Annotated in this window: 15 protein-coding genes; 3 read left to right on the top strand and 12 right to left on the bottom strand. The window is 68.1% G+C overall.

The window, feature by feature from the left end; all coding sequences use genetic code 11:
- Positions 1-9 precede the first annotated feature (9 nt).
- Positions 10-984, top strand: a complete 975-nt coding sequence (locus tag IEW87_RS01930; RefSeq protein ID WP_188710632.1) for a hypothetical protein — start codon at positions 10-12, stop codon at positions 982-984.
- Between the two features lie 18 nt (positions 985-1,002).
- Here the strand turns inward: IEW87_RS01930 and IEW87_RS01925 are convergent, their stop codons facing one another.
- Positions 1,003-3,759, bottom strand: coding sequence for a LuxR family transcriptional regulator (locus tag IEW87_RS01925; RefSeq protein ID WP_188710631.1), 2,757 nt, complete (start codon positions 3,757-3,759; stop codon positions 1,003-1,005).
- A gap of 25 nt (positions 3,760-3,784) precedes the next feature.
- Here IEW87_RS01925 and IEW87_RS01920 point away from each other — a divergent pair, with 25 nt between their 5' ends.
- A complete protein-coding gene (locus IEW87_RS01920; protein ID WP_188710630.1) occupies positions 3,785-5,071 on the top strand; it encodes an adenylosuccinate synthase in 1,287 nt (428 codons plus the stop codon).
- A 122-nt stretch (positions 5,072-5,193) separates the two neighbouring features.
- The gene (locus IEW87_RS01915) at positions 5,194-5,640 is read left to right on the top strand and encodes a nitroreductase family deazaflavin-dependent oxidoreductase (protein WP_188710629.1); all 447 of its coding nucleotides are present in this window, start codon (positions 5,194-5,196) and stop codon (positions 5,638-5,640) included.
- A gap of 136 nt (positions 5,641-5,776) precedes the next feature.
- Here IEW87_RS01915 and IEW87_RS01910 read toward each other — a convergent pair whose 3' ends face one another.
- The 11 genes from IEW87_RS01910 to IEW87_RS01860 all read right to left on the bottom strand — a co-directional run bounded on the left by IEW87_RS01910 (position 5,777) and on the right by IEW87_RS01860 (position 11,829).
- The gene (locus IEW87_RS01910; RefSeq protein WP_188710628.1) at positions 5,777-6,124 is read right to left on the bottom strand and encodes a hypothetical protein; all 348 of its coding nucleotides are present in this window, start codon (positions 6,122-6,124) and stop codon (positions 5,777-5,779) included.
- Positions 6,121-6,735 (bottom strand): Asp23/Gls24 family envelope stress response protein, encoded by a 615-nt coding sequence (locus IEW87_RS01905; protein ID WP_188710627.1) that lies wholly within the window; start codon positions 6,733-6,735, stop codon positions 6,121-6,123. Before IEW87_RS01905 ends, IEW87_RS01910 begins: the two co-directional genes overlap by 4 nt.
- Entirely contained in the window at positions 6,732-7,292 is a 561-nt protein-coding gene (locus IEW87_RS01900; protein ID WP_188710626.1) for an RNA polymerase sigma factor, read from the bottom strand. The genes IEW87_RS01905 and IEW87_RS01900 overlap by 4 nt, the downstream gene beginning before the upstream one ends.
- Before the next feature lie 123 nt (positions 7,293-7,415).
- Positions 7,416-7,682, bottom strand: a complete 267-nt coding sequence (locus IEW87_RS01895; protein ID WP_188710625.1) for a GlsB/YeaQ/YmgE family stress response membrane protein — start codon at positions 7,680-7,682, stop codon at positions 7,416-7,418.
- A gap of 80 nt (positions 7,683-7,762) precedes the next feature.
- Positions 7,763-7,969: a CsbD family protein gene (locus IEW87_RS01890; RefSeq protein ID WP_373285082.1), complete on the bottom strand. Its 207-nt coding sequence runs from the start codon at positions 7,967-7,969 to the stop codon at positions 7,763-7,765.
- A gap of 32 nt (positions 7,970-8,001) precedes the next feature.
- Positions 8,002-8,598, bottom strand: coding sequence for a hypothetical protein (locus tag IEW87_RS01885; RefSeq protein WP_229730845.1), 597 nt, complete (start codon positions 8,596-8,598; stop codon positions 8,002-8,004).
- Between the two features lie 17 nt (positions 8,599-8,615).
- A complete protein-coding gene (locus IEW87_RS01880) occupies positions 8,616-9,200 on the bottom strand; it encodes a DNA/RNA endonuclease G (protein ID WP_188710623.1) in 585 nt (194 codons plus the stop codon).
- The gene (locus IEW87_RS01875; protein ID WP_188710622.1) at positions 9,201-9,575 is read right to left on the bottom strand and encodes an NTP pyrophosphohydrolase; all 375 of its coding nucleotides are present in this window, start codon (positions 9,573-9,575) and stop codon (positions 9,201-9,203) included.
- The gene (locus IEW87_RS01870) at positions 9,572-9,763 is read right to left on the bottom strand and encodes a DUF2273 domain-containing protein (RefSeq protein ID WP_188710621.1); all 192 of its coding nucleotides are present in this window, start codon (positions 9,761-9,763) and stop codon (positions 9,572-9,574) included. The genes IEW87_RS01875 and IEW87_RS01870 overlap by 4 nt, the downstream gene beginning before the upstream one ends.
- Entirely contained in the window at positions 9,760-10,278 is a 519-nt protein-coding gene (locus IEW87_RS01865) for an Asp23/Gls24 family envelope stress response protein (RefSeq protein WP_188710620.1), read from the bottom strand. The genes IEW87_RS01870 and IEW87_RS01865 overlap by 4 nt, the downstream gene beginning before the upstream one ends.
- Before the next feature lie 243 nt (positions 10,279-10,521).
- Positions 10,522-11,829, bottom strand: coding sequence for an RsbRD N-terminal domain-containing protein (locus IEW87_RS01860; RefSeq protein WP_505712080.1), 1,308 nt, complete (start codon positions 11,827-11,829; stop codon positions 10,522-10,524).
- Positions 11,830-11,876: the final 47 nt, after the last annotated feature.

The following is an 11,876-nucleotide window of genomic DNA, read 5'->3' as shown; positions in this document are numbered from 1 at the left end:
CGTCGGGCCATGAGCGTCTCAGAGGCGGCGAACACCCCCGCAGGCCGCGTGATCGTGGGGATCCTCGCGGTGGCGATCGCCGCCGCTCCGGGGTGCGCGACGCAGCCAGAGCCCGCCGGCGTCGGCCCCGAGGCGACCACCGCCGCCCAGGACATCGGCGGGAGCGAAGAGGGCGCCGAGAGCGGCGAGGAGGGCGCCGCAACGGAGCCGACGGAGGCGCCCGACGGCGAGAATGCGTTCTGCGCGGCCGGTGAGGACATCGCCAGCACCCTCGACATCGTCAGCACCGACTCGATCGCAGATCCCGCGGCCTACCGTGAGCGCATGATGTCCTCCGCGGAGCTGTTCACGTCGGTGGAACCGCCCGCGAACGTCGAGCGCGAATGGGGTGCCGTGTCTGAGCTGCTCACGTTGTCTGCGGACGCCCTGGCCGATGCCGAGGTCGCGACGGAGGATGACGTGAGGGACGCGCTTTCCTCCGACAGCGAGGATGCGTTCTTCCTCGTGCTGACCGCACCGGGGTTCATGGAGGCGATCGGCGTCGAACTCCAGCGCGAATGCGGCCTCGACCTCGGGCTCACGGAACCGGCGTTCGATGACGCGTGCATCGCAGTGGATCCCATGCACCTCTCCTCGGTGTTCGCCGGTGAGGTGCCGGAGGGCGAATCGATGCGGTGGGCGGGCGCGACTTCCGACTGCACATGGGATGACGGCGAGAACAGCGTGGGGCTGACGGTGAGCGCAGCGGAGGTGTCCGGGCAGATTCTCGGCGAAGCCGCGCTTCTCGACACCGTCGCGGCGGACGGGGTCGACGTCGAAGTGTACGACGGCGCTGTCGGGCCATTCCGCGCCAGTGGCGGGCGCACCGCGGTCGCTACGGTCGGCGAGACCGTGGTGCACGCGTCCGTGCGCACCGGCGACCGCGACGCCGAGCAGCTGAAAGCGATCGCCCTCGCGGCGCTCGTCGCGCAGGAGCTGGAGTGACCGCGGGCTGACCAGCGGTCAAGTCGGATCACCCAGGACACCCGCGAGCTCGCCGCGTCCGGCGAGCTGCAGCTTGCGGAACACGCGGGACAGATGGAACTCCACGGTGCGCTCGGAGATGAATAGGCGCCGTGCGGCGTCGGCGTTGCTCGCCCCCGCGGCCACCTCGCGCGCTACTTCGAACTCACGTGGGGTGAGCTGGGCGACGAGAGAGCCCGCCGCACCAACCGCGGCCTGACGCCGCCCGCACGCGGCGAGCTCGCCGCGCGTCGTCTCGCGCAGCATCGAACACCCCAGCTGGGCGAACGCGATCTCGGCCTGTGCCAGCTGCGCGACCGCGTCCGCCTTGCGTTTCGCGCGCCGCAGGACCTGACCCCACAGCAGGCGCGTGCGCGCGGCTTCGAAGGCGCTGACGTCGTCGAGGCGTTCAACGGCCTCGGCGAACAGCGTATCCGCGCGTGCCCGCGGCGCGGATCTGTGCGACGCCTCAAGCGCGCGGCACCGCAGCGCGAGCGCCCGCATCTCGTCGTGGTCCACGGCCTCGGCCGCGCGCTCATAGCGGTTGAGGTCCTCGGCGAGCTCGCTCGACGTGCCGAGGTGCCACGCCGCTTCGTATCGATCGGTGAACGCCGTGAGATAGCCCGACGGGACGAGCCCGACCTGTTGCTCGATCGCACTCGACGCGGCGAGATGCGTGGCGGCCGCGGCGAAGTCGCGCTCGATCAGCCGCGCGTGGCCGGCGACGCGGTGACTGAGATGGTCCATCATCTGCGTCCAGACCGGAGTCCGTCGCCGTGCCCGCTCGCGCAGGTCGTCGGATGCGGCGCCCTGGCCGCGCGATGCGAGCAGGTGCGCGTGATGCAGCGCGATGAACGGATACGGACCGATCGAATCGGTCTCGATCACGAATCTCTCCAGCGCCTCGAACTCGTGGTCGGCGCGGTCCCACTCGCCGCGAGCACGCGCCACCAGAGCTGCGACCGTGCCGCTGAGATAGGTGCCCTCCGCGGTCGGCGCAGACCCGGCTGCCGTGTGGCGCCGGACTACGTCCTCCGCGTGATCGAGCTCGCCGAGCCAGACGAGCACGAAGGCAGCGAAGGGGACCGGCGTCATCCCGGTCGCCATCCGTTGCCACGGGTAGCGGTCCGGCCAGTCGCCGCGCAGCACCTGGCCGGCGCTGGCCGCGCCGACCATCACGGCGGCGACGTCGGCGATGAGCGACTCGTCCAGCGACAGCGCCCCCGTCAGGCCAGCGTCGAGCTGGCGGCACATCTCGTGCGCGTCCCGATACCGCGCGGCACCGAACGACGTCGTCGCGAGCGCCGTGACCAGCCGGCGGCCCTCCTCCTGTGCCGGCCCGGGCAGCAGGCCGAGCCCGAGCGACAGCAGCTCTGCCGTGTCCGGCGGCGGCACCGCGCGCGTCCACATCGACACGTACGCACGCGCCGCACCGAGGCGTGCGCGGTCCGTCGCGTCCGGCGTGCGCTCCGCTAACTCGATCAGCAGACGCTCGGCGGCCGGCCCTGCTCCCGCCCGCGTGCAGGCGTCGACCGCGCGCCGCAGCAGCTCCCCGTCCGGCGGATCCGCCAGCCGCGCCGCCTGTTCGAACAGGTCCCCCGCCTCGGCGAGGCCGTCGCGGCTCGCGGCGTGTTCGGCTGCGGCGACCAGTGCGCGCCGGACGACTGCGGGATCCTGATCGTCGACGCGACGCAGGTGGAAGGCGTGCCGCAACGGATCCGGGGCGAAGTGTGCGGCGAGGGCGGCGTGGACCGTCGCGACCTCCGTCCTCCGGGCCGCGCGTCGCACGGCTGCGGGAATCGACGGGTGCGCGAACGCCTGCGTCTCGCCGGTGAGGTCGATGAGGCCGGCGCGCTCGGCCGGATCCGTGTCCGACGGCGACACGTCGAGTCGCGCGAGCAGCCGGCCCCATTCGGACCGTGGTACCGGGTCAAAGCACAGCGCGAGCAGCGCGAGCCGCGCGATATCGGAGAGCGCGCCGATGCGGCGATCGAAGAGGCGTCCGAGCTGTCCGCCGAGCGGCAGCTCTCGGGGCAACGGCGCGGCGCCGGAGAGCTGCGCGGGGGCGAGGTCGACAGGGATCTCGGTCAGCGTCAGCGGGACCCCGGCCGCGTGCGCGACGAGACGCCGCACGACCAGCGCGGCCGCGTCGGGCGCGACGCGGCGCAGCAGCTCTGTCGCGGCGTCGTCGGAGAGGGGCGTGAGGTCGAGCGCCCTTCCCAGGCCCGCGAGCTCGGCTGTCTCCTCGCCGTCGGTACGTTCGCCGAAGATCACGCACACCGCGTCCGCGTCCAGGCGTCGCGTGGCGAAGACGAGCGCCCGTCGTGACGCGGGATCGAGCCACTGCGCGTCGTCGACGATGAGGAGGAGCGGGGCGCTCGCGGCGATCAGCCGCAGCAGCGCCGTCGCGGTCGCGAGCGGATCCGCGGTCGCGGTGAGCGGATCCGGTTCACCGAGGGCGGTGCGCACCTGCGCGACGCCCGCGTACGGGATCTCGGACTCGGCCGGATGGCCCGCGATGCGGACGACGCGGAAACCATTCGCCGAGGCGGCAACGACCCTCAGGTACGCGCTCTTTCCGATGCCCGCCGGACCGCGGACAACGACAGCCTGCGCCTCGCCGCCCATCGCTTCGCCGAGGACGAGAGACGCCAGCTGCAGTTCGCGTTCACGCCCGACGAGCGCGCGGCCGTCCATGCCGCCATCATATTGCGCCGTCGCGTCGCCCGCCCCGCCCGGATAGGATGGGGTGTCCAACACCCGAGTCTCAGGGGGAAGACCCATGCCAGGAATCGTGATCGTCGGCGTCCAGTGGGGCGACGAGGGCAAGGGCAAAGCCACTGACCTGCTCGGTGGGCGAACCGAATGGGTCGTGAAGTTCAACGGCGGCAACAACGCCGGCCACACCGTGGTGATCGGCGACGAGAAGTACGCGCTGCACCTGTTGCCGTCCGGCATCCTCTCGCCCGGCGTTACGCCGGTCATCGGCAACGGTGTCGTCGTTGACCTGGCCGTGCTGTTCGAGGAGATCGAGGCGCTCGAGGCGCGCGGCGTCGACACGTCGAAGTTGAAGATCTCATCGAACGCCCACATCATCACGCAGGCGCACCGCACGCTCGACAAGGTGCAGGAGCGCTTCCTCGGCAAGCGGCAGATCGGCACGACCGGTCGCGGCATCGGCCCGGCCTACGCCGACAAGATCAGCCGCGTGGGCATCCGCGTGCAGGACCTCTTCGACGAGTCGATCCTGCGCCAGAAGGTCGAGGGGGCCCTCGACCAGAAGAACCACCTGCTCGTCAAGGTCTTCAACCGACGTGACATCACGGTCGACGAGATCGTCGACGACCTGCTGAGCTACGCCGAGCGCGTGCGTCCCATGGTGTGCGACACGAGCCTGCTGCTGCACGAGGCGCTCGAGCGCGATGAGGTCGTCGTCTTCGAGGCCGGACAGGCCACGATGCTCGACATCGACCACGGCACCTACCCGTTCGTGACGTCGTCGTCGGCCACCGCGGGCGGCGCGGCGACCGGATCCGGTGTCGGCCCGAACCGCCTCGACCGCATCGTCGGCATCGTGAAGGCCTACACGACCCGCGTCGGCGCGGGCCCCTTCCCGACCGAGCTGTTCGACGAGCAGGGCGAGTGGCTCGCGACGCAGGGCCACGAGTTTGGCACGACGACCGGTCGGGCACGCCGCGTCGGGTGGTATGACGCTCCGATCACCCGCTACGCCACCCGGATCAATGGTGTCACCGACCTCGTCGTCACGAAGCTCGACGTGCTCACCGGGCTCGACGAGATCCCGGTGTGCGTCGCGTACGACGTGGGCGGCGAGCGCATCGACGAGGTGCCCGTCAACCAGAGTGACTTCCACCACGCGACGCCGATCTACGAGAACTTCCCCGGCTGGAGCGAAGACATCACCTCCGCCCGGACCTTCGACGACCTGCCGAAGAACGCGCAGGACTACATCCTCGCCCTCGAGAAGATGAGCGGCACGCGTATTTCGGTGATCGGCGTCGGCCCCGGCCGCGATGAGGTCATCGTGCGCCACGACCTCATCGACTGACGCGGTCTCCGCGCGTTCGCTGACGGTCCGACGCCGACCCGGGCGCCCTTTCCATGCCGGGATCAGGCAGTTTCGTCCTCGAGTGCGATGCGCCTCCATCGTGTGTGCGGGAGAATGGCACGATGATTGATCGGATAATCGCCCGCCTGCTCGGCACGCGGTGGCTGATGCGGTTGCCCATCCCGATCTACCGCGCCGGGCTCGGTCGGCTCCTCGGGCCGCGCTTCGTCATGATCGAGCACCTCGGACGGTCATCGGGTGAGCCGCGCTTCGTCGTCGTGGAGATCGTCGAGCGAGAAGGGCGCGCCCTGCGCGTCGCTTCCGGGTTCGGCACGAAGGCCCAGTGGTATCGCAATCTGCGGGCGAACGGCGTGGCCTACGTCAGCACCGGTGGCGTGCGACGCGCGCGCGTCGCCGTCGAGCTGCTCGACGAAGAGGCGTCTGACGAGGTGCTCGCTCGCTATCGTGACGCCCATCCCGACGCGGCGCAGCGACTCAAAGGCGCGATGGACGTCGTGCAGGGGCATGATGCCCGGATCCCCATCGTCGAGTTCCGGCCACTCGGGTAGCAGTCCATCGTTCGCGAGTGCGGATCCGCCCAACGCCACACCTCGAAGTGAACCGTCTCCGGTGCTGGCACACCCGTAGCGGCGACACGGCGCCGAGCGGCCGGTTACCTCTAGGACGTGGGGAGCACCGGATTCGTCACATCGTTGCGGTCTCGTTGATGTGGACGACGGTGATGCGGATATCTGCTGGTGCGGGGTGCTGTTCTGCGAGGACGGCTCTCGCAGCTGCTTGGACACGTCGGATGGTCTCCACCGCACCTGCATCCTCCTCGACGCCGATCACGATGTCCGCCCGCAGGCCGTCTGAGTCCTGCTCGACACGGATGAGCGGTGCGGATTTGTCGCGGATGCCGATGACCCGCGCACCGACATCGATCGCGTTGGAGGCGAGTGTCCCGGCGCGGAAGAGGGTGGAGACTCCGGGGACCGCTCGGACCGCAACTTCGACATCGGTCGCGAGGGTGTGCTCCTGTGAAGCGGTCATCGGTCCTCCCCGATCCGGTTCGGAAATTGCCGGAGGTCTGTGGCCGTGATGTCGATTCCTGTCACATTCAGTGTGGTGTGTGCGGCGAGACGGGTGCTGATCTCGGCGCGCAGGCGGTCGAGGAGGTCCGGGATCGGCGTCCCGTATGGCACGCTCACGTCCACTCGTACGAGGACAGGCTCGCCGGGAACGGTGACGTCACCGTCGAGCCGGCATCTGCCGACCAGGGCGCCGGGTACGGTGTTCTCCGCCGCGCGGATCACGCCCCGGACGGCTCCTTCCGTGATCCCCGCGTCCGCGTCCGAAGGCTCGACGACGAGAGGGATGCGGCGTCCAGCGCGCGCGTCCAGAGCGATACCCGCCAGGATGCTGTGCACCCAGCTTTCGTCAGCTTCCGGCTCGGCGGCCGTGTCGGCAGCAATCAGCTCCGGCGTGAGCGTCCGCAGACGTTCCAACGCGTCCAGGGCGATCTGACATCCCGCAGATTCGTCAATAGATCGGTCCGCAGGAGAGCGCCCGGAGTCGAGGTAGTCGGAGAGCTCTTCGATGGTGTGTCCGTCGAGGTGCTCCGGCTCCATGCCCAGGGGGCCGGAGGTGTCGTGCGTGTTCATCGCCAGTCCTCCATCCGGACAATGATGTCCTTTCGCGCCCGGGCCAGCAGCCCGCGCACCGTGGCGAGGGGGATGCCGAGCTCCTCGGCGATCTCCTCATACGTGTACCCGCCGATCTCCCGCAACACCCAGCACTCGCGCTGCGACCCCGGCAGCTCCTGCAGCGCGTCGCTCAACGCTGCTACCCCGGCTCGCGCTTCTGCCTGCCTGGCAGGAGCGGACACGTCCGGAGCGGGCGGGTCGATTCCCTCAAGGTCGGCCCGTGGACGTGTCGCGCGGATGCGGTCGATGGCCTTTCGGCTGGTGATTCGCATCAGCCAACTCTTCACCCTGCCGAGGTCGTCGAGTTTCGGCAACTGTCCCCAGGCGGTGATGAACGCATCTTGGACCACATCATCAACATCCGCGGTGCCGGACAGGATTCGGCGGGCGTACGCGCGCATCATCGGCGTATACCTGCGCACGAGCACGGCGAATGCTGCGGCATCGCCGTCGGCCGCGCGGCCAGCAACGATTCTGTCGTCCGCCGATTCCAACGGATCACGGTAGTCGCTCATCCTTCGTCCCCCCTCTGCGAAGGCGCCCTCCCCGAGAAGGGCTAGCGGACAGCGTCGTCGCTGCCCGCTGACTCCAGCTTGTGTCGAGAACCATCAGCACGTCGCTTGGCATTGTGCGAATCGTCAGTGCTTCGCGCGCCGTCGAGTGAGCAGGCCGTAGATCAGCAACACCACGATGGATCCGCCGATGGCGAGCAGCCACGTGGAGAGGTGGAAGAACCCCTGCAGATTGACATCGAAGATCAGCCCGCCTGCCCACCCACCGAGCATGGCACCGACGACACCCAGCAGCAGGGTGACAAACCATCCGCCGCCCTGCTTGCCGGGGAGGATGAGTTTCGCGAGGGCGCCGGCGATCAGACCGAGAAGCAGAAAACTGAAGAAGCCCATGAGAGCAGTCCTTTTGAAGGAATCGGATGAAGATGTGGAGGGGCGGGGTGGGGTGGGCGATGATGCCCACCCCACGGTGGCTACTTCTTGAAGGCGTCCTTGACGTCTTCAACCTTGGCGTTGACCGCACCCTTGGCCTGCTCGGCCTTGCCCTCGGCGACGAGCTTGTCGTTGTCGGTGGCCTTCCCGATGGTCTCCTTGACCTGGCCGGTGGCCTTGTCGGCGGCGGCTTTGATCTTGTTTTCAGCACCCATGGTGTTGTTTCCCTTTCTTTTGTTTCCGCTCATCGCGGTGTTCTCTTCTCTGTGCAAATGAGGGGTCAGTCGACCCGTGACTGATCGGCCGCGAGCCGTGCTCGGACGCTGGAGTGGATCGAGATCAGCGTCGGAGTCTCTCGGCCTGTCAGGGTCGCGAGATTGTCCACCAGTCGGGTCACCGTTGCGGCGACATCGACGGGCGAAGTGTTTCGCCTCGGTGTGACGCTCACATGCAGCACGTCCGTCCCACGCACCCTGCTCGCGCTCACCTGGGACGTGAGGATCTCTCCCCGAGCGGCAAGCGAGCGGGTGATCGCGTCGGATGCGAAACGCTGGCGGATCACTACCGGCCCCTGAGCACCGTCTCCGGTCTCGTCCCGGACCACCACGCTGCTGCGACCACCGCCCAGACTGACGATCACCACCATCGCTCCCACGACGATGACCAGCACGAGAGCCAGCGCGGCGATCGTGACCCCGCTCAACGTCGTCGCCTCAGACACGCGGGACGCGTGAGCTGCGTCCTGCATCCAAGACACCGCGGTCGCCGTCCAGCTTTCCCAGATCCCGGTCGCGACCGACCACACGGACGCCAGAACCGCGCCGCCTCCGGCCACGAGAAGAACCAGTCCGAGACCGAAGAGGACAGTCCGGTTCACGCCCCGATTCGTCGAGTTCATGACACACCGCCCCTCTCCGCGCTTCGCCGTACCCGTGCCCGCGCCTTCAAGCGAGGAGACGACGCGTACCCATCCAGTTCGCGCTCCACGACCGAACGCACACGCGCTCGGTCGACAACCTGGCCGGTCGCCCGACGAACCGTCACATCCGCGGTGCGGTGACCGACCCCCACGTTCACGGCCCCCTTCGGGAGGTCGAGCTCGAGCCGCACCCGCTCGGCGACCGCTGATGCGATCACCCCGTTGTCCACGATCACCGCGTGCCCCGACACCCCCAGAGCATGCTGAGGACGGCGGCCCGGAGCGACCGCGAACCAGAGCAGGATCACACCGGCCACCGCCACCACTCCCGCGCCGAGGATGATTGCCGCGCGCGACTCGGCCGTGGGCAGCGCCGCCAGCCATGCGAGCGCCGCACCTGGCGTGACCAGCAACGGAGCCGCTCGCAATAGATGCAGCACGATCTCGATCCCCGCATAGACGGCTGCCGCCACGACAAGGACGAGGACGACCACCGTCATCACCGTGCGCGGAGAGTGCGCCTCGCGACGCACGACACGCGTCAACACCGGGTTCGTCATCTATCTCACCCGCCTTCGCTCCGGAACCACCGCGCCCGTCACAATGAACGACACTCGCTGAATATCCCGCCCGGACAACCGGCCGAGCTCGCTGGCGAGCTCGGCCTGCATTTCCCGAACTCTCTCGATCACGGGCGTCGCGGCCTGGATGGCTCCGGTGTCGTCCAGTTCTGGGATCGGCAGTCTCGCCGCGACACGCACGGCGAGACCGCCACCCCACTCGGCCACCTCGACGTCCACATCCCCACGTGAGACGCCGATCGTGGCCGCAGACACTTCGCGGAAGGTCTTTTCGAACACCCGCTCTCGCACGTGCACCGAACCCCGAACCACGGGCACGGCCCCCCTGGGCGAATCAGCGATCAGCGTGCTCACGACGAGGTGCGCCGACCTGTGAACGCGCCCGCAAGAGCACGCAGATCCAACTGCCGGGACAGCATCCGTCCGGTGAGAGCACCGATTCCCATCAGCAACGCGACCAGCAGGAATCCCCAGAATCCGAAGATCAGCCCCGTGAATGCCAGGATCGCGCCGACCAGCGCCCCGGTCAGTGTCGCGCTCATGAGACGCGGGACTCGGTGTCGTCGTCAGCGTCGTCGTTGGGCAGGTGCACGTCGTTGACATTGACGTTCACCTCGACGACCTGCAGACCGACCAGGCGGATAATCGCGTCCGTCACGGCCGTGCGGACATCCTCCGCAACGGCCTGAATCGGCGCCAGATACTCCACGACGATGGTGATGTCGGCCGCAGCCTGGGTCTCCCCGACCTCGACCTTCACGCCCTGCGACAGATCCGTCGCGTTTACCGCGTCACGGATCGCGCCCAGAGCCCGCGCGCCGCCCCCACCGAGGGCGTGGACACCGGGCACCTCGCGCGAAGCGATACCCGCAATCTTCGCAACGACGCCCTCGGCGATCGTCGTACGACCCGCCGGCTGAGCTTCGCCGCCTGCAGGGACACGCGCGGTCGAAGGCGCGCGGTCAACCCGCGAAGTGTAGCCCGGAGCTTTCGCGGGCCGCGTCTCCGGCACGGCGTCCTCAGCAGTAACCGCCGTGCTCGTCTCATCCGCAGCCATCTGAACTACCTCCACAATCAATTAGCACGGCTTGGAACCGCACCATCCAACGAGCGAAGGGAAACGCTCTACAACTAGGACGAGGCGACAGGGCCAAACGTCACAAGAAAGCCGGAACGATAAAGGGTCTGATGCAGGAACAGGTGACAGTTCCTGCATCAGACCCCACACCGCCGGGGCGTGGAAAGGCCTACTCGGGGTCAACGCACGCCAGTTATGACCCCCGCGGCCTCGGAAAGTGACCTACTCGCCTGCCTCCGCGATCAGATTCGGCACGAGGTAAAGCAGTTGGAGCGCAAGAAGGATCGTGGTTGGCCGCTCACTCACGGGTTGCGGCAGGAGTTCGTTCGCCTGACCCACCCGGTAGGCGATCGTATTGGGGGCAAGGTGCAGCGCGTTAGCCACCGCGAGGCGACTGTTGCCGCTGCTGAGGTACAGCCGCACGGTCTCACGAATCTCGACGACGCGAGGTTCGGTCGATGCGAGGCCCCCGAGTTCGCGGCGCACAAACCGAGCTGCACGTCCGTGGTCGGCGAGCATCAGCAGGAGGTGTCCGACCTCGTCAGAGAAAAAGACCGTGTCGACCGTGTTGTACGCACGAATGTCGGCGACCTGCACCGCCGCCCCGTAAGTGTCACGAAAGCCTTCGACGCCGCGGGCGGCGGGCCCGACCGCGAGCCGCAGCCAGTCGGGCCGCTCGACTCCGAGGATCGCCTGAACCTCGGGCTTCGACGCTCTCGCCTCGACGTTCCACCACAGGTGCGTGAATCCGTCGCGCTCGAAGATAAACACGTTCGATGCATCGAGCATGGTCGCAACAGCGGCGGTGAACTCGGCAAGCTCGGTATCGTACTTCTTGGCGAACCCAGGGTCTTCGATCCAACTCACGGCATAGACATGCCAGCCGCTCCAGTGCGCGGGAAGCACCCCGTCCGAGTCCGAAGCCGCGTCAGATCCCAACGCCACGGCTTCGGCGATCTGAAACTGTTCCTCACCGCGCCGTCCGCGCCATGCACGCTGCTCGGCGTCGTATGCGGTCGACACATGCCGCACGAAGTCGTTGGCGAAATCGAACGCGGCGTCTCCGACGCTTCGCATGACCTGCGGAAACTCGGTCGGCTCCACCACCTCTCGCAGCGACTCAACGAGGATGTCTTTAGCCATCGAATGCACGCTCCACACCCGGTTCATGAGGGCGTCGAGGGGGATGCCATGGCGCACATCCGCGCGGATGATGTCGACGAATTCCTCCGGCAACCCCGATCGGAATGCCGACTTTCCCTCGCGCATCGACATCAGCATCGTCATGAGTGCTCGTTCGGTGGCCTGCCGGGCACGGCCTGTCGTCGATGCGGGGAGACCGCGCACACGCTCCCGCTCGAAGAAGCTGGTTGACGCGTGACTGCTCGCTTCCACCGCCCACGCGGTCGCTTGCCGACCGAGCGTCTCGAACGCTTGCGCAAGCAAGACGGGAGTGCTGGCGCTGAGTTCGTGTAGCTGATCGTACGACCACTCACCGCCACGGGGCTGTAATCGCGTCAGCCACTGCATGTGTGCTCCATCCCGTTCGTCTTCGTACCGGTGGCGTGGACAGTCTA

This window comes from Microbacterium faecale, from assembly GCF_014640975.1.
Lineage (GTDB): Bacteria > Actinomycetota > Actinomycetes > Actinomycetales > Microbacteriaceae > Microbacterium > Microbacterium faecale.
This window is presented reverse-complemented; position numbering and strand designations above follow the sequence as displayed.

Excerpts from the sequence above, each read along its gene's own strand:
- IEW87_RS01930 (WP_188710632.1), top strand. The coding sequence starts at position 10 with ATGAGCGTCTCAGAGGCGGCGAACACCCCCGCAGGCCGCGTGATCGTG.
- IEW87_RS01920 (WP_188710630.1), top strand. The coding sequence starts at position 3,785 with ATGCCAGGAATCGTGATCGTCGGCGTCCAGTGGGGCGACGAGGGCAAG.
- IEW87_RS01915 (WP_188710629.1), top strand. The coding sequence starts at position 5,194 with ATGATTGATCGGATAATCGCCCGCCTGCTCGGCACGCGGTGGCTGATG.
- IEW87_RS01910 (WP_188710628.1), bottom strand. The coding sequence starts at position 6,124 with ATGACCGCTTCACAGGAGCACACCCTCGCGACCGATGTCGAAGTTGCG.
- IEW87_RS01905 (WP_188710627.1), bottom strand. The coding sequence starts at position 6,735 with ATGAACACGCACGACACCTCCGGCCCCCTGGGCATGGAGCCGGAGCAC.
- IEW87_RS01900 (WP_188710626.1), bottom strand. The coding sequence starts at position 7,292 with ATGAGCGACTACCGTGATCCGTTGGAATCGGCGGACGACAGAATCGTT.
- IEW87_RS01895 (WP_188710625.1), bottom strand. The coding sequence starts at position 7,682 with ATGGGCTTCTTCAGTTTTCTGCTTCTCGGTCTGATCGCCGGCGCCCTC.
- IEW87_RS01890 (WP_373285082.1), bottom strand. The coding sequence starts at position 7,969 with ATGAGCGGAAACAAAAGAAAGGGAAACAACACCATGGGTGCTGAAAAC.
- IEW87_RS01880 (WP_188710623.1), bottom strand. The coding sequence starts at position 9,200 with ATGACGAACCCGGTGTTGACGCGTGTCGTGCGTCGCGAGGCGCACTCT.
- IEW87_RS01870 (WP_188710621.1), bottom strand. The coding sequence starts at position 9,763 with ATGAGCGCGACACTGACCGGGGCGCTGGTCGGCGCGATCCTGGCATTC.
- IEW87_RS01865 (WP_188710620.1), bottom strand. The coding sequence starts at position 10,278 with ATGGCTGCGGATGAGACGAGCACGGCGGTTACTGCTGAGGACGCCGTG.
- IEW87_RS01860 (WP_505712080.1), bottom strand. The coding sequence starts at position 11,829 with ATGCAGTGGCTGACGCGATTACAGCCCCGTGGCGGTGAGTGGTCGTAC.